Origin of the sequence: Synechococcus sp. PCC 6717 (assembly GCF_022698185.1) — a bacterium.
GTDB classification, from domain to species: domain Bacteria; phylum Cyanobacteriota; class Cyanobacteriia; order Thermosynechococcales; family Thermosynechococcaceae; genus Thermosynechococcus; species Thermosynechococcus lividus.
Window position 1 is genome coordinate 16043 of the sequence record NZ_JAKLTV010000005.1, and the last position, 18511, is coordinate 34553.

The window sequence follows — 18511 nt, forward strand, 5'->3', positions numbered from 1 at the left end:
GTTCTGGTAGAAGGGCTTTGCTAGACTCAGAAGAGGTGGTGGAGCAGAGTCCTATGGATGACTTTATGCAGGCGGCGATCGCCGAGGCCAAACAAGGGCTGCAAGAGGGCGGCATTCCCATTGGCTCGGTGCTGGTGCAGCAGGGAAAAATTATTGGCCGGGGTCATAACCAGCGGGTGCAGCAGGGCAACCCCATCCTCCACGCCGAAATTGACTGCCTCTCTAATGCAGGGCGTATTGGCAGCTACGCTGACACCGTACTCTACTCAACCCTCATGCCCTGCTATTTATGTGCTGGCGCAGTGGTTCAGTTTGGCATCAAAAAAGTGATTGCGGGCGAATCCCAAACCTTTGCGGGTGCCCGAGCCTTCATGGAGAGCCATGGGGTTGAGGTCATTGATCTCAATCTAGAGGTGTGTCAGCAGATGATGGCAGACTTTATTACGCAGCATCCCCGCCTCTGGTTTGAAGATATTGGGAAACTGTAAACTTCCCCGCTAAAGTCGAATTGCCAAGGAAATAACCCCAAAGGCAATCAATAGCACGCCACTGAGGGTCGTAATCCAACTCGACCACTGCCGCAGTGACAGAAGCGTTTGCAGGGTGCTACTAAAGGTGCCCACCAAGATGAGGGGCACGACATAGCCGCTAGTATAGGCCAACAGCAGCCCTGCCCCGACCACCAGTTTTTGGGTGCTGGCCACCCATGCTAGGAGGGTTGCCAATACGGGGGTGCTACAGGGGGCAGCTACCAAGCCAAAGGTTGCCCCTAGGGTGTAAGCTTGCAGGCTAGCAGGAACGCGATCGGGAAGCTCTTCGAGAAACCGGCTGCGGGGAAAGCTGAGGGGGAGTGCATTTAAGAGGTTTAAGCCCATGAGAATAGCAATTAAACTGACCACAATCGTCAGTCCTAAACCCACTTGTCCGTAGATACGCCCAGCGATCGCCGCGACCATCCCTAGCCCTGCTAAGGTGGTGGCCAAGCCCAAGGCAAACCAGATAGATTGCCGTGCGGCTGATCCCTTTTGTTTGGTTTGTCTGGCAGCGTAGCCTGCAATATAGCCCACAGTAATGGGCAACATTGAGAGGGTGCAGGGGGTGAGGCTGGTCAACAGTCCCGCCAGGAAGACAACGCCAAGGCTGAGCAGGGTTAACTCACCAAGTTGGCCGATCACCCACTGATTCACCCATTGCTCAAGCTGGTAGATGTACACACTGAAATTACTCATGCGGTTATGGCTGAAAGGCAACAGGTGGGCCAGCAGTGACGATTACGAGCCGATCGGGATCGATGATCTCCCGTAGCACGTGGTTCACGTCCTCAAGGGTGACAGCAGCTAGGCGATCGCCAAACTGCTGCAATTCCTCTGGCGGTAAATCGACGCTGGCATTTCCCAGTACGGTTCGCGCTAGAACATCGACATTTGCCAGCTCCACCACATAGCTATTCATTAAACTACGCTTGGCAGTGGCAAGCTCGGCGGCAGTAAACCCATGGGTGCGGGCATCACGCAACAGTTTCAGGGTGGCTTGAATGGCTTGGGCAGTGTCTTCCGGTGCGGTTTGCAGTTGAATGAGGAACGGCCCCGCTTGGCTACTGGCGGTAAAAAARCTGTAGATGCCGTAGGTTAACCCTTGGCGATCGCGAATTTCGGTACCGAGGCGACTGGCTAAGGTATCGCCCCCTAGGATATGGTTCATCACCATGGCAGCATAAAACTGCGGATCGCGGCGATCCAGCCCCGGTGCCCCGATGTAAGTAATGGCCTGGGCTTTACCGGGGATGACGGCGTTCTTAAAAAGGGTTTGCGGCGGCGGACTCACGGGGGGAACGGTTAAGTTTAGGGGGGCTATCTCAGGCTGCCACTGGCCAAAGAGTTCATTGAGGAGCGATCGCACTCTTGTGGGGTCAAAATCCCCCACAAGGGTGAGAATCGTCTGATCAGGGGCATAGGCGGCACGGTAAAAATCCACTAACTGCTGCCGTTGAATTCCCTGCACCGAGGCTGGCGTGGCAAAGTGATGTAGCGGATGATCACTGGGGTAGAGAGTTTCTTGGAAGACGCGGCGACCCAATCGTACCGGGTCATCGGCTTCTAGACTCAGCGCTGTCAGATAGCGTTGTTGGCTGAGGTTAAAATCTGCTTCAGGAAAGGTGGCGTTTTGCAACACGTCCGCAAGGGTGCGCAGGAGGGTAGGTACTTCGCTGGCGAGGGCATAGCCTTCAACATCCACGCCATCGCGAAAGGCACTAAATTCAAGGCTAATGCCGCGATCTTCTAGGGTTTGGGCAAGGGCTAAGGCATCCTTATCGCGGGTGCCGTTCAGCAGATTTGCTGCTGTCAAGTTTGCTACCCCGGGTTGGGTGAGCACATCGTAAGCAGTACCCGCATTGATGCGCCCAGCAAGAGTCACTGTGGGGGTACTGCGATCGACCAGTAGCAGCACTCGCAAGCCATTTTTGAGGGTAAAGGTTTCTACGGCAGTTGCGGGGGCGATCGCCCCTTGGGAACGTGTTGTTTTAGGCAGGTAGGTGGCAACAAGTGCAGGATCGACCGGATCCCCGACTAAATGATGCTCTGTGGTTTGGGTACCCCCCCGCCCAGACAACTCGACGTCGGCAAATTCACTGGGGATAAATTCCCCCACAACCCAGCGATCGCCCCCTAGGTAGGTTTGCACCACCCGCTGCACATCCGCCGCCGTTACCCGGTCAATGGCAGCGAGCAGGCGATCGCTAAACCGATAATCCCCCGCAACAGTTTCATCATTGGCCAATTGTGCCGCTTGGGCATCGATATCGCGGTTGCGCAGCACAAAATTGGCCTTTAGTTGTTGTTTGGCACGGGCTAGGGCTGGGGCGCTGAGGGGCTGCTGTGCCAATTGGTCTAAAATCTTGGTGATAGTGGTCTCGATGGTTGCTAAAGACTGATCGGGAGCAGCGATCGCCCCGATCTCAAACCACCCCCCCACTTGCAGCGCCGCACTATAGGAGTAGGCGGAACTGGCCTGTCCCGTCTCCATAAGAGACTGATAGAGCAGGGAACTGCGCCCCCCACTCAAGAGCATATCCAACACTTCAAGGGCAGGAATATCGGCATGGGTGAGGGCAGGAATCGGTGCCACCATCTGTAGTAAAGGAGCACTACCCGGCTCGCGCAGCGTAACCCGCTGTGAGGTAAATGAAGCGCCCGCCGCTCTGGCATTGACGGGCAGCGGCTCTGGGGGAGTGGGAACTTGACCGAAGGTTCTTTTCACTAGGGCAAGTGCCTCAGAGGGTCGCACATCGCCAGCAATGACCAACACCGCATTATCAGGACGATAGTACTGGCGGTAAAACGCCTTAACCTCACCAAGGCTAAATTGCTCAACATCGGTGGCGGTGCCGCCAACCGGCAAGCCGTAGGGATGGTTGGCATAGAGCGCACCCATCACCGCACGACTGAGGCGATATTCGGGACTGTTTTCGTAACCCTGTAGCTCAGAAATCACCACCCGCTTTTCACTCTCAAGGGCGGTAGGGGTAATGGCCGTATTCCGTAGGCGATCGGCTTCAAGGATCAGCAATGCCTCTAACTGATCAGCGCGCACCGTGTGATGGTAGGCAGTCATATCGTAACTGGTAAAGGCATTTGAGACACTGCCCAAGGCATTAAACAACTGGCCAAACTGCACAGGACGGGTGTCGGTTCCCTTAAACATCAGGTGTTCAAGCTGGTGGGCAATGCCGTTTTGTCCTTGGGGTTCATGGCGAGAGCCAACGCGGTACCACACCTGAAGGCTAACCACCGGTGCGGTCGGAATCTCCTTAATCAGAACCGTTAGGCCATTGTCGAGAACTGTTTTTGTCACACCACTACCCAGTCCTTGTACTGCATTAAGGGACATGATGACGGCCAAGCCAATACTCACCACCAGCAAAAAAACTCGCGAGACACTCTTAAGCCACTGCCGGTTTCCGGCTAGAACGCGGAGCACAGCCATCTCTGGAACGCCTTAGCTGCCTTGGTGGGCGATCGCGCTCACCAACGCTGTAATCGCCGGTGAAAGACTTGAAAGCACCACCACTGCAGCCGCAGGAATAATGATTGTCGTTGCCATGCGCACCATCGCTTTAGCCCCTCGCTGATCCACTTCAAACTTGTAGTCTTGGGCTTTAACGTAGTTACTGAGGCCGCTGACATCAAGTTGCAGCTTTTCGACATCGGTTTGCAGCTTGTGGACATTCGTCTGTAGCTTCTCTACGTCTGTGCGTAGTCCCTGTAGCTGACTGAGTACCTTGGTTTGAAACTCCTGCTCACCCATAGGATACATGCCTACTGCTGTGTCCCTTCTATCCTGACACAGGACTTAGGCCACAAAGCGCAGGAACTTTTTCTTGCCCACCTGTAACACTTGGTTAACGTAGGTCTCTGGGCTGTTCAGGGTAAACTCCACATCACTAATTTTTTCACTGTTGAGGCGCACCCCGCCTCCTTGAATCTGCCGTCGTGCTTCACTACTGCTGGGGCACAGTCCCGTCTGACTCAGAACGTAGGTGAGTTTCACAGGAAAGCTAAATTGACTCAGGGAATACTCAGGAATGGAACTCGCCTGCGCGGTTTGCCCTTGGGTGACAATGGCGGCCAGTTCTGCTTGGGTTTGCTGGGCTAGCTCGCGGCCATGGTACTGGCTGACAACCTCGAGAGCAAGGGCTTTTTGGCGCTCGCGCGGATTCGTGGGCAAGGCCTCAAGGGGTAGATCCGTCAACAGTTCGATGTACTGATTGACCAAGGCATCAGGGACTTTCTCGAGTTTGGAGTACATACTGGCAGCGGACTCTGTGAGCGCTACGTAATTCCCTAAGGATTTTGACATTTTCTGCACGCCATCAGTGCCAATTAAAATTGGCATCAACAGGCCGAACTGCAATGTTGGTCGCTGAAAGTGACGCTGCAGATCCCGCCCCACGGCAATATTAAATTTCTGGTCAGTGCCTCCTAGCTCCACATCGGCATCGACCGCCACGGAGTCGTAGCCCTGCATCAGCGGATAGAGAAATTCGTGCAGAAAAATGGGGCTTTCCTTGGCATAGCGTTCGGCAAAGCCTTCCTTGGCCAGCATTTGACCAACGGTCATTGTGCCCAATAGTTCGAGAATCTGCCGCAGGTCTAGGGTAGCCAGCCACTCTGAATTATAGCGGATTTCCAGCCGTCCGGGTGTCTCAAAGTCTAGAATGGGTCGCACCTGATCAAGATAGGTTTGCACATTCTGGGCGATCGCTGCAGGGGTTAATTGCTGGCGCACCTCCGATTTACCGGTGGGATCGCCAATTTGAGCCGTAAAGTCCCCAATAATGAGCACAGCACAATGCCCCGCATCCTGAAACTGGCGTAATTTACGCAGGACAATACTGTGGCCGAGGTGAATGTCGCTGCCGGTGGGATCAATCCCTAGCTTGATGCGCAAGGGGCGATCGCCCAAGGCAACCCAGAGATTTTCTTGGGGGTTATTGGAATCGGGGACATGGGGAAACGTTTCCACAACCCCCCGTTGTAATCGGGCAATGGTTGCTTCAAAGTCTGCTGCACACATCTTCATAGATCACATCGATCACGGTAGATCACATTGGCTGGAACATTTCTGGCCTAGGATGGCTATGATAACAATCAATGGCGATCGCTGGGCATAGTACTGCCGTATTCTTCGATGCCCTCTGCCAGCCCCTCAGTTAGGAGTGAGGACGTTACTGCCGTGTCAACCACTACCCTTGGCAAGCAGCGCCCCCAAACGCGCCCACAGGATGACAACTTTTGGCGTGGCGTTCTGCGAATTGCCAATCGCACATTTTTAGTGGGGATGACCCTCGGTTCAGCAGCGTTGGGAGGCAGCCTCCTTGGCTTGGCCGTCAGCTTTCGTAATCTCCCCGATGTGCGATCGCTGCGGGGCTATATTCCCAGTGAAACCACACATATCTATGATGCTAAGGGCACCTTACTGGTGAGCCTGCACGATGAAGAGAATCGTGAGGTTGTTCCCCTTGACAAAATTTCCCCAAACCTCAAGTTAGCCGTGATGGCGATTGAAGATAGCAATTTCTACCAACATCGCGGCATTAACCCCATTGGTATTTCCCGTGCCTTGGTGGTCAACCTAACCTCTGGCCGCACAGCCCAAGGCGGATCCACCTTGACTATGCAACTGGTGAAAAACCTGTTTCTCTCGCCAGATCGCTCCTTAAGTCGCAAAGTGGCCGAAGCCGTTTTAGCCATGCGCCTAGAGCAAATTTTTACCAAAGATCAGATTCTGGAAATGTACCTCAACCAAGTTTATTGGGGGCACAACACCTATGGGGTACAGACCGCAGCCCAAAGCTACTTCAAAAAATCAGCGGCGGATCTCACCCTTGCAGAAGCCGCCATGATGGCCGGTATTATTCAGGCACCTGAGGCCTTTAGCCCCTTTGTAGATATGGAGACCGCCAAACAGCGACAACAGCTTGTGTTAGATCGCATGGTTGAACTGGAGTGGATCACCCCTCAAGAGGCTGCTGCCGCTGCCCAACAATCCCTGACACTCGGCGAAATCACCTCCTTTCAGCGCAGTCGCAGTCCGTGGATTACCGATGCTGTACTCCAAGAGCTAACGCAGCAATTTGGGCGTGAAGCTGTCATTCGCGGCGGGATGCGCGTGCAAAGTAGCTTGGATGCAGATCTGCAAAAAATGGCAGAGGCAGCAGTGCAGCGGGGGTTTGCTACCCTGCAAGCAAGCGGCATCCGCGCTGATCAGCTCGCTTTGGCCGCTGTTGATCCTCGCACCCACTATGTCAAAGCCTTAGTGGGGGGGGTGGACTACAATCGCAGTCAATTTAACCGCGCCACCCAAGCGATGCGCCAGCCCGGATCCGCGTTTAAGCCCTTTGTGTTCTATGCCGCTTACGCCAGTGGCAACTACACTCCGGACTCTGGGATTAACGATTCACCCGTAAGCTATCGCGATGGCATGGGGCGGTATGTTCCCCAAAACTACGATCGCTCCTTTATGGGACCGATGTCAATGCGGATGGCCTTAGCCACCTCCCGTAACATTCCGGCCATTGTTTTGGGGCAGGAGGTGGGGATTGACCGCGTGATTGAAATTTGCCGTACCCTTGGCATTACCAGCCCCATGCTACCGGTGGTCTCTTTGCCCTTGGGTGCAGTGGACTTAACCCCCCTAGAAATGGCGGCTGCCTACGCTACTTTTGCCAACAATGGCTGGCAGTCTCCCACAACAACCATTATTCAGGTCACCGATAACAGCGGTCATTTGTTACTGGATCATACACCGCGACCAAAGCTGGTTCTAGACCCTTGGGCAGCCGCAGCAATCAATAATACGATGCAAAGTGTCATCACTAGCGGTACCGGCACCGGAGCCAGTATTGGCCGTCCCGCAGCGGGTAAAACCGGCACCACCTCCTCGGAACGGGATATTTGGTTTGTGGGCTATGTGCCCCAATTGTCAGCAGCGGTTTGGGCAGGAAATGATAACTATGCACCCTTGGGCCAAGGTGCCACCGGTGGAGGCTTCATGGCACCCATCTGGCGAGATTTTATGACCCAAGCCCTCAAAGATGTTCCTGTCCAAGACTTTACGCCAATGTCGAAGTTTCAGCGACCGAAGCCTCAACGGCGTGATAGCAACCAGGGAGCCGTCTGAGGCTCCCCTTTTGTGCCTTAAATTTGCTGCACACAAAGGAAGATGTTATTGCCTAACCGCCCATGTCTGGAGTCTGCAAAATCGATATCGCTGAATCGATTGATTTGACTTCTCTCCTCCTTGAAAGAGAGGGGATTCCCAAAGGATGCTACGCAACGGGCTGAAGCCGCGTTGCTTCGCTTTTCCCTTGAGCTGTCACCCACAACTTAATGCGGGTGGGGGCAGTCAAAGACCCCCTACTCACCTCAAGCATTTCTGCTATTGGGACTACGTTTATGTTTCGGTTCGTGGTTTCGCGCTTTTCAACACTAGCCAATTCGATACGCTCAACATCCTGCCATTGCTTGCAGTGGTTTAGGCTTGCCGCCAAAGCGGTAGAGACTTACTTGCCGGGATTTCTCCGTACTAGGATGTTTCTTCGCGTAGTTGATACGCCTACTTTCCACGTCTCTAGTTTAACACATAGAGAGGGCTAAAGCCCCCTGAGTTGGCTGTATCCCCTCGCTAAAGCGGAGGGGTTTTAGCCCGCCCACATCACTCCTATAACTATGAAAAAAGGAGCCTCCTTGCGGACAGGCTCCTGATACTCTCGCTAGAGAACCCTTAGAAGGTAAAGGTGGTGCGCACCACCCCTAAGATGATGGGGGAATTGTTGCTGTTGCTGTTGGGGTTCACCAACGCAATGATCCCTGGGGTAATAGCAATGTTTGGCGAGACCCGATAGCGGTATAACCCTTCAATGTGGTAGGAATTAAATGCCGTCGAGGGGGCAAACCCACCAAACGTATTTCTGACATTGATCGTTTGCGGCGGCTGACCAAAGATAATCCCCAAGACATCCCCTTTGCTCAGCAGATCAGGCACAGCAGCACTAACCGCCCAGTTCAGCACCTCCGCATTTCTGGCACCTGCAACAAAATCAGCCTGATTTTGCACAATACGCACATCTGAGTACCCGACCCAACCAGCCACATTAAATTTCTGGATGGGGCGATAGGTGAACTGAAAGCCAAAGCTATCGGCGGCAGTATTGCGGTCATTGACCCCCGTGGGGTTGGCCGCAGACCCAGCAAAGCCACTGCTCCCCGTGCCTCCAGCAACGTTTGTGCCAAAGGATCGGACATAGGTGAAACCAAAGGCCATATTTTTTGCTGGCCGCAGGTCTAACTGAGCTAGGGCACCGTAGGCACCATTGAAGAAGCCATTGTCATTACCTAGGGCATTATTGGGGCCTGGAGGATTAACCGACCGATCAAACGGTAGATTAGCCCGTGGGGCTTGGTAGCTAAGGTTAAAGTCTATCCCCGTTCCTCGCTCTTTATTTTCAAGAATTTTGTAGCGCAGGGACAGACCCGCACCACCACCCGCAATGCGATAAATGGGATTAAAACGACCAAAGCGCGTCAGAGAACCGGTTTCATCGGATTGCAGTAGCGGGTTAAAGACAAACACGTTCTTATCAAAGTTACCCGCATTGGCATCAAAGGCCAGAAAGAGGCGATCGCCAAGGGGGGTGCGGTAATAGAGATCATCAACGCGAAAGGCACCTGCGGTATTGGTGTCGTAGGCTAGACGCGCCATGTTTGTGCCAGTAACCGCCTGATAGGCTGGCATATTAGCTGCCTGAAGTCGCACCCGCAACACGTCTTTCCCTGAAAAACTCGTATCAAAGTTAAAACGAGCGCGGTAGGTAACAACGGGATTGTCATTGATGCTGGGGCCACTCAGAGGTGCAGGAACGGCAAAAGTCCCCGATAGAACATCGGACACGTTGACCAGCACAGAACTACGCAGCACCGTCATCGTGGCAAACTGGGTGGCCTCTAGGTTGGCAACCCGGCCTTCTAGGTTGGTGACCCGACCCTTCACTAGCGCCAGTTCGTTGGCAAATTCCTGCATCAGTTTTTGCAGGGTGGCGAGGTCTTCCTTCGTCGCAAAGCGATCGCTGATCACATCGAGGCACGCATTTACAGCAGCAGCCAGCTCATAGCGAGTCGCCGCGCGGTTCCCGCGGAAGGTGCCATCCGGATAGCCCGCAATGCAACCGTATTTTTCGACCAAGGAGGCTAAGGCTTGATAGGCCCAGTCGGTCGGGCGCACATCCGACAACTGGTTGACCGAGGTCACCTGGGGTAAGTTGCGGCGAATGCCAAGGCTCTGATCTTGAGGCTGCGATGGAGTGGGAAGGACTGCACCAGAGTCTAGCTCTGCCACCGAGGGCACGGGAGCCGCCGGGCGCCGATTTTGGGCAATCACCGTCACAGGCTCAGGAACCTGTTGATTATTAGTCTCAAAATATTCTGCTGAATTTGGTGACACACTTTCTAAAGTGTATTGCAATTTATTAGCAGCTAGTGCGGGCAATGTCCAACTGACTGGAACCACTGCCAGCCCTAGACAAGCCCATAACGGTCGTGCCATAACTCACTCCTCAACTGATGATTTTGTTGGATCTAGCAACCTCAAAGACACTTTTTAAGGGGATTTTGGCCAAACAGGCAGTATCTGCCTCCCTAGGTTGGCAGCAGCAAGAGACTGCCCCTTGACCAATGAAAGCAAGGAGATGATTCGCAGCAAGTTCATTGAGGATAAACAGAGTAATTCTGTTCTTTGCTGTCCCTAGTGTTGATCAAATGCAAATGAAAGTCAACTAATTGTTGATCTATTTGTGCCAGTCAATTAGGCGACACACCCATGGCATCCCTTGGTATGCTGTGGGAAGTAATTCTTACTGCCGTTGCTGACCCCGCTTGGCGATGTCCTACTCATTGCGTGTTACCGATCTACCCACGGGCGATCGCCCCCGCGAGAAACTCTTGAGTCATGGCTCTCGCCACCTGAGTTCCGCTGAATTGCTGGCCATTCTATTGGGCACCGGTCAAGGTCCGGGTAAACTCTCTGCTATCGGCTTGGGGCAGTTTATTCTCAAGCACCTAGCGCAGAATAGTAGTGAAGGAACCGATGCCGTCAGTGGGCTGCGGGACATCACCCCCGAAGAGCTCATGGCAATCCCTGGAGTGGGCCCGGCCAAAGCAACGACCATTTTGGCCGCCGTTGAGCTAGGAAAACGCGTCTTTCAATCGCGGCCTAGTGAGCAAACCCTGATTAACGATCCGGCGCTGGCTGCTGCCGTCCTTAGTGCTGACTTAATGTGGCAGGCCACGGAGCGCTTTGCTGTGCTCTTGCTAGACGTGCGGCATCGTCTGCTCGGCAGTCATGTGATCAGTGTCGGGACGGCAACCGAGACCCTTGCCCATCCCCGCGAAATTTTTCGGGAGGCCGTTCGCCGTAATGCGAGTCGGCTGATTATGGCGCACAACCATCCCTCTGGGAATCTAGAGGCAAGTCAGGCAGATCTTGAGCTAACGAAGCAGATGTTGCAAGCAGGCCAACTCATGGGGATTCCGGTGCTGGATCACCTGATTCTGGGGAATGGTGACTACCACAGCTTGCGAGAAAGCACCCAATTGTGGCAGCAATATCCCCAAGGGGATACCCCCTAGGCGGATTCGCCCTTTGCTGTTGTATTTGCTAAGAGCGTAGAGTAGAACCAAGAGCGTCTAACCTACGTCAGCTAGGGTAGCCCTGTCACTGGAGACCACCATGCTCAGCCTCCCGTTTGTGTCTGTGTTGGCAACAGTGCACTACTCCACCCACATGGTGGATCAAACACAGGTGTATATGGTGGCTGCCCCCATGGCTGAGTACGCGGTGGTCATGACCGAAGCCACCCCAGGTCGCCAAGATACCTCCCTCGAAACCACTGCTGCCTTTGCCCGGCGCACTGGCGCAGTAGTGGCGATGAACACGAACTTTTTTCGGTGGCTGGAGACTCGTTCCCTCAGCTCATGGCGGGACTATCAAGCGTGGGTAATGGGGCAGGTAACCCCTAACGGTATTGGCTATAGCGCTCTGCGCGAAACCTGCTTGACAGGACGGGGGAGTATTCCAGCAGGGGTCTTGGGGGCCTATGTGGTCAATGGCAAGGTGGTACGTCCCTACGAGGGCGGCTATCCAGCCCTTGTTCACTTTCCTGCCGCAGGGGGAATGGAATTCTATCGGGGGAAGTTGCCCCGCAATCCCTTTAATGTTGTCAGTGGTTCCCAGCAGCTCTTAGAGCAGGGCAATAAACTGCCGGTAAATGCTAGCGATCGCACCTCTCCCAAGGCCATTTTGGGACGACGCAGCAATGAATATGTCTTTGTTGTCAGTGATGGTCGAGGAAATGGCGGCTCAGTGGGGCTTTCGTTCCTCCAACTACAGGAGTTTTTACTCCAGCAGGGGGTCACCGATGCCACGGCGGTGGATGGCGGTGAGTCAGCCACGCTAGTGGTGGAAGGCGCCGTCAAAAACTATCCCAACGATCGGTTCTGTGCCTTGGCTCGGGTTCTACCGGCACCGACTCTTTCCTTTGTGAACCCCCAGGAGCAGGCACGGGAAGCGGCAATGGCCATGGGGCGATCGCTACGACCCACTGGCGCAAACATTGGCCTGGTGCCACGCAACCACGCCCAAGGGATGCCGGTGATCTCCTTGTGGGAGCGGCTGCGCAGTCGGGGATGGTGGAGCAAGATCATGGTGCGGCTGCGGGCGTGGCGCAATTGGGTATAGCCCCTTAGGAATCCCAACCACATTTTGTTAAAATCCTAATGTTGCTTTGACGTAGGGATTGGATCGGACGCCATGATGCACTCGCTGTCTGCTTACTCATTGTTGTTGACCATTACCCCTTCGCTGAAAGGATTCTTCATTGGCCTGTTGGCGGGGGCAATTGTGCTGGGGGCTGCCTTTGGTGCACTATTGATTTTTAGCCAAGTGGATAAAGTCCAGCGCTCCTAGGCGAGACATTGCGCCGTCTGCGCCGCGCACAAGATACCTAGCGCTATTCGTTAAAATAAGGGTCATAGTCTAATCATTAGGCTATGGCTCTGTGCCCTACCTTGCCCCTTCGCCCTCCGGCTGGAATGACACACGTTTTCTTTTCCCCGCTCCTTGGCCAAATTGTTAATGTTGGACTCGGCCCTGCTGGCATTCTGGGCATCGGTTTGGCAGTTGCAGGGGCACTCCTATACTTCCTGCGCTCAATTCAGCCAGAGTTAGCCCGGGATCACGATATCTTCTTTGCTGCGGTGGCGTTGCTGTGTGGCGGCATTCTCTTTTTTCAGGGGTGGCGGCTCGATCCCATTCTGTTGTTTGGTCAATTTTTACTCACGGGAACCGCTGCGTTCTTTGCCTACGAAAGTATTCGCCTGCGGCGCGCTGCCACGGAACAGGCACGGCGCAACACCCCCATCGTGGATGAAGAACGGCCAGTGAGTCGTAGCTACAGCTATCGGGCAGAATTAGAAGAGCTTGAACCCTACGATGACGAGGAGGAAGACGACTATCCCCCTGTTCGGCGTATTCGTGGTAGCCGGGACGCTGCTCGCTCTCGCTACGACGAGGACGACGAGTTTGACGATAGCCCACCCGTGGGTCGGTTGCCCTCGCGCCGCAGTAGTTCTAGCTCCCGTCCTGCCTCACCGCCAGAGCGATCGGTGCGCCGTCCCCCCTCCCGTCGCCCCCGCCCTGCACCCCCTATCTCCCCTGTGGATGATATTGTGGATGAACCCTACCGTCCACCATCTCGTCCGCCAAGTCAGCGCCCCCCCACGACCCCTTCCCCAGAAACGACCGATCGCCCACGGCGGCGGCGTCCTCCCCGTCCGCGTCCCGACGTAACCAATGACGGTAGCGAGTACGTGCCTTACCAGCCCATCGATCGCCCCCCGGTGGATGAGCAGGATAACTCAGCTAATTTTGATGACGATAAATAGCGCCACGCTAGAGCCAAACAACGATAGTTCTGTGTAGGGTAGAGCAAATGACTGATAAAGGCGGTAAAGGATGCGCAGGGGTTTACTCGTTCCACTCATTGGGTTGACCGTATTACTCGGTGCCGGGCACAGCCAGAGTTGGGCAGCACCCACTGCTCAGGCGACTACTGCTGTTCCCGAGAGTGTGCAAGCGGTGGTGACAGGTCTAGATAGTGCCGCCAGTCAAAAAAATATTGACGCGGTGATGGCCTTTTATGACCCGAGCTTCAGTACGCCAGACGGTCTAACAGCTCAAATTTTGCGGCAGCAGTTGCCTTTGTTTTGGCAGCCCTACGCTGAAATCCGCTACAGTACCCGTGTGGATCGCTGGCAGCAGCAAGGAGAGGATTGGGTTGTGGAGGTGACCACCACTATTGACGGCAAGGGCGGCTCTGGCGATCGCCCCCAAACGATTCGTGGCACCCTCCAAGCCACCCAGACCATCCGAAATGGCAAAATCCTGCGTCAAGACATTACCAGCGAAAAGACCACCATTAGCATTGGCAGTACGCCGCCCACAGTGCAGTTTTCACTACCGCAGCAGGTACGTCCCGGAGAAGACTTTAGCCTCGATGCCATTGTGCAGGAACCTATCGGCAATGCCATTTTGCTGGGGGCTGCCAGCGATCAGCCCATTAATGCCCAAACCTACACAAATCCTGGGCCAGTCAAGCTTGAGTTACTGGCGGCGGGGGGAATTTTCAAARTTGGCCGCGCCCCTCAGCAGCCGGGCAATCGCTGGATTTCCGTGGCTCTAATCCGTGACACTGGCATGGTACTCATTACGCAACGGTTGCGGGTGGGCAATCCTTGATATCGACGCCTCTTGCTAAGACGGAACCGGACGGCGAATCTCATGAGTGAGATTGCAAGCACACCAACGCCTGAGCACCAAGAGCCTGTGGTGCCGGATCTGACCGAGACTCCAGACACGTTTGCGGGACTCGAGCCAGCCCAACTGCCTGAGATTGGCCTTGAGTACGCTCAAGAATGCTTGAAAATGACGTTACCCGCTCACTTGGAATGGGTGGATCTATGGCCGCAAATCCAGATTCGCCTAGATTCCCAAGAACCGCTCTGGGCTGGGATGCTAGCGGTGGAGTGTCACTGTGGCCAGCGGCTGATGGATCAAAGCCAGATTCAACAATTGGCGGAGGCTCTTGGGGAGAAGCGCTTGCAACTGGTGCAAGTGATAACAGAGCGGCGGCAAACGGCGATCGCTGCGGCGACCCTCGGTTACAGCGTTCAGCAAGGCGCTCCGCCGGTTCCCCCTCTAATTGCAGCAACGACTGACGAGGAGGCTGCTGTCAGTCCCCTCTACCTGAAAACGACTCTGCGCTCAGGTATGGAAATTTGCCACGGTGCCAGTGTCATCGTGCTTGGCGATGTCAATGCGGGGGCGAGTGTAATTGCTGCGGGTGATATTATTATCTGGGGTCGTCTGCGAGGGGTTGCCCATGCGGGGGCAAAGGGAAATAGCAGGGCGTGGATTATGACCCTAGAGATGGCGGCAACGCAGCTGCGGATTGCTGACTTTGTCGCGCGCACCCCTGAGCCGCCCAGTCCACCCTATCCTGAAGTGGCCTATGCAACAGACCAAGGGATTCAAATTGCCCCTGCCCTTCATATGTTGCGCTCTAGTGCATTCCATACCACAGACCTCGGCTAAACTGGAAGCAGTGGCTCCATATATAACATTCCTTGCGGGAAGTCCCTAGGTGAAGTCTGGGGAGTTTCGGAGGTGTGGATGACTCCATGGCAAACATTACGCCGCAATCCCCTAGTGATATTTGGCTTAGGGGTTTTAGTGGCGTTTTACCTGTTAGCGATCGCCGCTGATTTTGTTGCTCCCTATAACCCCTACGCCTTCCAAGAGGATGGTGCCCTTTTGCCACCGACCCGAATTTACTGGCGATCGCCGGCGGGGGAATGGCTCGGTCCCCACGTCTATCCCACCCGCTTGGGGCCTGTCAGTTTGGAAACAGGAGAGCGTCCCCTCATTGTGGATCGACAAGCCCCCTCCCCCATCCGTCTCTTTGTCAAGGGCAGTCCCTACCGCTTTTTAGRGCTGMCCCTGCCGTTGCCTACCCGCTGGAGCCTTACCAATCCAGCCATTGAGCCGCGTACCATTTTTGCAGGCTTCCCTAGCGATCGCCACTTGTTTGGAACGATCGGGGCTGGCTATTGGAATATTCTGGGCACGGATGACCAAGGGCGAGATCAGTTCAGCCGTCTTTTGTTTGGGGCGCGCATCAGCCTCAGTATTGGTTTAGTGGGGGTGGCGATCGCCTTCCCCATCGGCATTTTAGTCGGGGCAATCTCTGGGTATTTTGGTGGCTGGTTAGATGCTATCCTGATGCGCGGCGTGGAAGTCCTGATGACCTTACCCACGATCTATCTGCTGGTGGCCTTGGCCGCCGTGCTTCCCCCAGGACTCAGTAGCGCCGAGCGGTTTTTACTGATTACCATTATCACCTCCTTTGTGAGCTGGGCTGGCCTAGCGCGGGTGATTCGCGGTCAGGTACTAGGGCTAAAAGCAATGGGCTTTGTGCAAGCAGCTCAGGTCATGGGCGGGCGATCGCTGTACATTATTGTTCGCCACATTATCCCGCAGACCGCCACCTATGTGATTATTGCTGCCACCCTGTCTATCCCCAGTTTTATTGTGGCTGAGTCTGTCCTGAGCTTAATTGGCTTAGGCATTCAGCAGCCGGATCCCTCCTGGGGAAATATGCTCTCCTTGGCAACCAATGCCTCGATTTTGGTGTTACAGCCGTGGCTAGTATGGTCACCCGCAAGCCTGATTATCATCACCGTTCTTTGCTTTAACCTCGTTGGTGATGGCCTCAGAGATGCCCTGGATCCGCGCCGCTCTCAGTAATCACGCCATCTCCTCTGATCAGCCTTGGGGGAGCACCCGCCGACTGCGCCGCTGAATTTCTTCGCGGATTCCCCGTGGTAGCTGTTGCTCTTTAGCCAGTGCCTGCTGAAAGTAGTGCCGACTTTGGGTCGTGTCACCGCTGGCCATCAAAATCTGTGCCTTTAGATATAACAGTTCCGGGTTGTTGGGAGCTGCCGCCAAGGCCTGATTCACCGCATCCAAGGCCGCTGACCATTGACGGCGATCGCGGTAAACTAGTGCTAGCCCCCGATACCGCAGATAGGAAGGAGCGGCATAGGTTTGTAGGGTTTCAATGGCGCGATCCATACTCACAAACCCCACATTGCTGGCAATGCCCCATTCCATAAAGCCACGGATGAGGTTTAGCTCTGGGTCTTGGGGGTTAACAGCCTGAGCACGGTTGATGTGATCTAGTACCCGCTGCACCCGTAACAGGGCGGCTGAAGCCCCCAGCACCGGCCCCGAGCCGGCATCGGAAATTTCATAGCCAGCAATTAGAAAATGCCCCACCGCTTGGTAGAGATTGCCCCGCAGTGGATCACGACTGGTCAAGGTTTGGGCAACCCGCAGGGTATCTTCGGCATAGCGCTTGTAGGCAGCCCAATCCTCATTGAGGTAGGCAATGGTGGCGGCTAAGGCGAGGGTGAGGGGTTCTTGGCGATCGCGCTCAAGGGCAGCAGGCAAGAGTTCTTTACCTTTCACATAGTTGCCATCGCGGAAGAGGGCTAAAAAAACCGCCTCGGTTTGCTCGGAGATAGGGCGTGCTTGAGTGCCACTGCGGAACGGATCACCAGCTAGCGCCGCTGTACTGAGTACCCAAGGGGCGATCGCCCCACTAAGATAAAGAGCAAGACGTTGCCATAACCGCTGTTTGCGTATTGGTTGTACCATTATTCCCTCCGGAGTCTGCATCTTGTTTACTATTCGCCATCTCAGCTATCATCCTGCGGCTACACCACAGCCCATCTTAAGCGATGTCAACTTAGACTTAGACATGGGCGAATTAGGACTCATTATCGGCTCGAGTGGTTCCGGCAAAACCACGTTACTAGAAATTTTAGCGGGCTTAGCCCACCCAAGTCGGGGGGTGATTCAGTGGCACGAGCAGGTACTCACGCCTGAGCAGTTACAGCAGTTGGCAGGATTAGTGTTTCAGTTCCCCGATCGCTATTTTTGCGGCAGCACCCTTCTTGAAGAACTCCGCTTTGGCCATCCCGAGATTCCCTATGAGAACGTGTATCGCGCCCTTGCAGATGTTGGCCTCGATCACTTGCCCTTGCACACTCGCCCCGAGTCTCTCAGTGGGGGGCAACAGCGCCGCCTTGCCCTCGCTGTGCAACTCATCCGCCAACCCTACCTGCTGCTGCTCGATGAACCCACCGCTGGCTTAGATTGGTCAATGCGCCAGCAACTGGTACAGGTGCTGTGCCGCCTCAAGGAGCATTGGAGCTTATTAGTGGTGACCCACGAGGCCACGGAATTGCAGGAGATTAGCGATCGCTGTTGGCAACTTGAAGACGGCTGCCTTGTTCCCATCAGTTCGCCTTTGACACTCCCACCGACTAAAGTCGGGGGATTCTTACGTAGTCCACAAACGAACTCGTAAAGGCGTGAGCAAACCGCCCCTACACAGTTCCTAGAGGCAAAGCCCCAAGGTTCTGCTTACTTGTAGCAACTGTCGCCGATTGGGTTTTTCACCAAGGATGGCGACCAAGTATAGTTTAGCACAGAGCGACTAAAGTCGCTTGCGGGCTTTTCCACCCCGTACTTTAGTACGGGGCTACCAAGCTATCCCTCTGTGTCGCTGGCGCCGATGTAGAAGGCTTCTCGCCATTCCCGCACCGCTGCCCGCAGGTTATTCACCACCTCGATCGGCGAAGCTCTGCGTCCTTGCCTGACCACAGCGGGGTCGCCGGATTTCTCTGCCCGGACGCGATGGGCGTTGGGTTCTTGCCAGGGGGCAAACAGGGGTTCGAGAACGGCGGGATTGAGGGTGGAGGAGGTCATAAGCTAGGCCGCTGCGTATCCACTAAAGCTCGCATTTACAGTGATCAAGGTATCCCAGAGGTTAGCT

General features: G+C 54.9%; 17 protein-coding genes. 10 read left to right on the plus strand and 7 right to left on the minus strand.

Features of this window, described 5'->3' with window-relative positions:
• Nucleotides 1-17 precede the first annotated feature (17 nt).
• Nucleotides 18-488: a nucleoside deaminase gene (locus tag L5470_RS05315; RefSeq protein WP_499498627.1), complete on the plus strand. Its 471-nt coding sequence runs from the start codon at nucleotides 18-20 to the stop codon at nucleotides 486-488.
• A gap of 9 nt (nucleotides 489-497) precedes the next feature.
• On the opposite strand, the gene L5470_RS05320 is transcribed toward L5470_RS05315, so the two are convergent.
• From L5470_RS05320 to tyrS, 4 genes are read right to left on the minus strand one after another with little or no spacing between them, the layout of a single operon-like run.
• Nucleotides 498-1229 (minus strand): cytochrome c biogenesis protein CcdA, encoded by a 732-nt coding sequence (locus tag L5470_RS05320; RefSeq protein WP_448527428.1) that lies wholly within the window; start codon nucleotides 1227-1229, stop codon nucleotides 498-500.
• Between the two features lie 4 nt (nucleotides 1230-1233).
• A complete protein-coding gene (locus L5470_RS05325) occupies nucleotides 1234-3984 on the minus strand; it encodes a M16 family metallopeptidase (RefSeq protein ID WP_499498630.1) in 2751 nt (916 codons plus the stop codon).
• Between the two features lie 12 nt (nucleotides 3985-3996).
• Nucleotides 3997-4305, minus strand: a complete 309-nt coding sequence (locus L5470_RS05330) for a ssr2422 family thylakoid membrane protein (RefSeq protein WP_499498632.1) — start codon at nucleotides 4303-4305, stop codon at nucleotides 3997-3999.
• Between the two features lie 45 nt (nucleotides 4306-4350).
• Nucleotides 4351-5574 (minus strand): tyrosine--tRNA ligase, encoded by a 1224-nt coding sequence (tyrS, locus tag L5470_RS05335; protein WP_099797672.1) that lies wholly within the window; start codon nucleotides 5572-5574, stop codon nucleotides 4351-4353.
• A gap of 159 nt (nucleotides 5575-5733) precedes the next feature.
• Between tyrS and L5470_RS05340 the strand changes: the two genes are divergently transcribed.
• Nucleotides 5734-7680 (plus strand): transglycosylase domain-containing protein, encoded by a 1947-nt coding sequence (locus L5470_RS05340; RefSeq protein WP_499498634.1) that lies wholly within the window; start codon nucleotides 5734-5736, stop codon nucleotides 7678-7680.
• A gap of 603 nt (nucleotides 7681-8283) precedes the next feature.
• Here L5470_RS05340 and L5470_RS05345 read toward each other — a convergent pair.
• Entirely contained in the window at nucleotides 8284-10101 is a 1818-nt protein-coding gene (locus L5470_RS05345) for an iron uptake porin (RefSeq protein WP_499498636.1), read from the minus strand.
• A 335-nt stretch (nucleotides 10102-10436) separates the two neighbouring features.
• Here L5470_RS05345 and radC point away from each other — a divergent pair, with 335 nt between their 5' ends.
• The 7 genes from radC (at nucleotide 10437) to L5470_RS05380 (ending at nucleotide 16416) form a co-directional block, all read left to right on the plus strand.
• Entirely contained in the window at nucleotides 10437-11183 is a 747-nt protein-coding gene (radC, locus tag L5470_RS05350) for a RadC family protein (RefSeq protein ID WP_099799372.1), read from the plus strand.
• Nucleotides 11184-11283: 100 nt separating this feature from the next.
• Entirely contained in the window at nucleotides 11284-12291 is a 1008-nt protein-coding gene (locus L5470_RS05355; protein WP_499498639.1) for a phosphodiester glycosidase family protein, read from the plus strand.
• Between the two features lie 72 nt (nucleotides 12292-12363).
• Nucleotides 12364-12519, plus strand: a complete 156-nt coding sequence (locus L5470_RS05360; protein WP_227517371.1) for a photosystem II reaction center X protein — start codon at nucleotides 12364-12366, stop codon at nucleotides 12517-12519.
• A 125-nt stretch (nucleotides 12520-12644) separates the two neighbouring features.
• Nucleotides 12645-13496 carry a Ycf66 family protein gene (locus tag L5470_RS05365; RefSeq protein ID WP_099799927.1) on the plus strand — a complete coding sequence of 284 codons (852 nt, stop codon included), beginning with the start codon at nucleotides 12645-12647 and terminating at the stop codon, nucleotides 13494-13496.
• A 70-nt stretch (nucleotides 13497-13566) separates the two neighbouring features.
• On the plus strand, nucleotides 13567-14349 hold the full coding sequence (locus L5470_RS05370; protein WP_499498641.1) for a nuclear transport factor 2 family protein: 783 nt from the start codon (nucleotides 13567-13569) through the stop codon (nucleotides 14347-14349).
• Between the two features lie 42 nt (nucleotides 14350-14391).
• Complete coding sequence (minC, locus tag L5470_RS05375; protein ID WP_499498643.1) at nucleotides 14392-15204, plus strand: septum site-determining protein MinC; 813 nt, start codon at nucleotides 14392-14394, stop codon at nucleotides 15202-15204.
• Between the two features lie 78 nt (nucleotides 15205-15282).
• Entirely contained in the window at nucleotides 15283-16416 is a 1134-nt protein-coding gene (locus tag L5470_RS05380) for an ABC transporter permease (protein ID WP_499498645.1), read from the plus strand.
• Nucleotides 16417-16434: 18 nt separating this feature from the next.
• Here L5470_RS05380 and L5470_RS05385 read toward each other — a convergent pair whose 3' ends face one another.
• Entirely contained in the window at nucleotides 16435-17328 is an 894-nt protein-coding gene (locus tag L5470_RS05385; protein ID WP_227517370.1) for a Sll0314/Alr1548 family TPR repeat-containing protein, read from the minus strand.
• A 22-nt stretch (nucleotides 17329-17350) separates the two neighbouring features.
• On the opposite strand from L5470_RS05385, the gene L5470_RS05390 reads away from it, so the two are divergent.
• Entirely contained in the window at nucleotides 17351-18043 is a 693-nt protein-coding gene (locus tag L5470_RS05390) for an ABC transporter ATP-binding protein (RefSeq protein ID WP_499498647.1), read from the plus strand.
• A 182-nt stretch (nucleotides 18044-18225) separates the two neighbouring features.
• Here the strand turns inward: L5470_RS05390 and L5470_RS05395 are convergent, their stop codons facing one another.
• A complete protein-coding gene (locus tag L5470_RS05395; protein WP_499498649.1) occupies nucleotides 18226-18444 on the minus strand; it encodes a hypothetical protein in 219 nt (72 codons plus the stop codon).
• Nucleotides 18445-18511 lie beyond the last annotated feature (67 nt).

Excerpts from the sequence above, each read along its gene's own strand:
- L5470_RS05365 (WP_099799927.1), top strand. The coding sequence starts at position 12,645 with ATGACACACGTTTTCTTTTCCCCGCTCCTTGGCCAAATTGTTAATGTT.
- L5470_RS05385 (WP_227517370.1), bottom strand. The coding sequence starts at position 17,328 with ATGGTACAACCAATACGCAAACAGCGGTTATGGCAACGTCTTGCTCTT.
- L5470_RS05355 (WP_499498639.1), top strand. The coding sequence starts at position 11,284 with ATGCTCAGCCTCCCGTTTGTGTCTGTGTTGGCAACAGTGCACTACTCC.
- L5470_RS05360 (WP_227517371.1), top strand. The coding sequence starts at position 12,364 with ATGATGCACTCGCTGTCTGCTTACTCATTGTTGTTGACCATTACCCCT.
- L5470_RS05330 (WP_499498632.1), bottom strand. The coding sequence starts at position 4,305 with ATGGGTGAGCAGGAGTTTCAAACCAAGGTACTCAGTCAGCTACAGGGA.
- tyrS (WP_099797672.1), bottom strand. The coding sequence starts at position 5,574 with ATGTGTGCAGCAGACTTTGAAGCAACCATTGCCCGATTACAACGGGGG.
- minC (WP_499498643.1), top strand. The coding sequence starts at position 14,392 with ATGAGTGAGATTGCAAGCACACCAACGCCTGAGCACCAAGAGCCTGTG.
- L5470_RS05320 (WP_448527428.1), bottom strand. The coding sequence starts at position 1,229 with ATGAGTAATTTCAGTGTGTACATCTACCAGCTTGAGCAATGGGTGAAT.
- L5470_RS05395 (WP_499498649.1), bottom strand. The coding sequence starts at position 18,444 with ATGACCTCCTCCACCCTCAATCCCGCCGTTCTCGAACCCCTGTTTGCC.
- radC (WP_099799372.1), top strand. The coding sequence starts at position 10,437 with ATGTCCTACTCATTGCGTGTTACCGATCTACCCACGGGCGATCGCCCC.
- L5470_RS05345 (WP_499498636.1), bottom strand. The coding sequence starts at position 10,101 with ATGGCACGACCGTTATGGGCTTGTCTAGGGCTGGCAGTGGTTCCAGTC.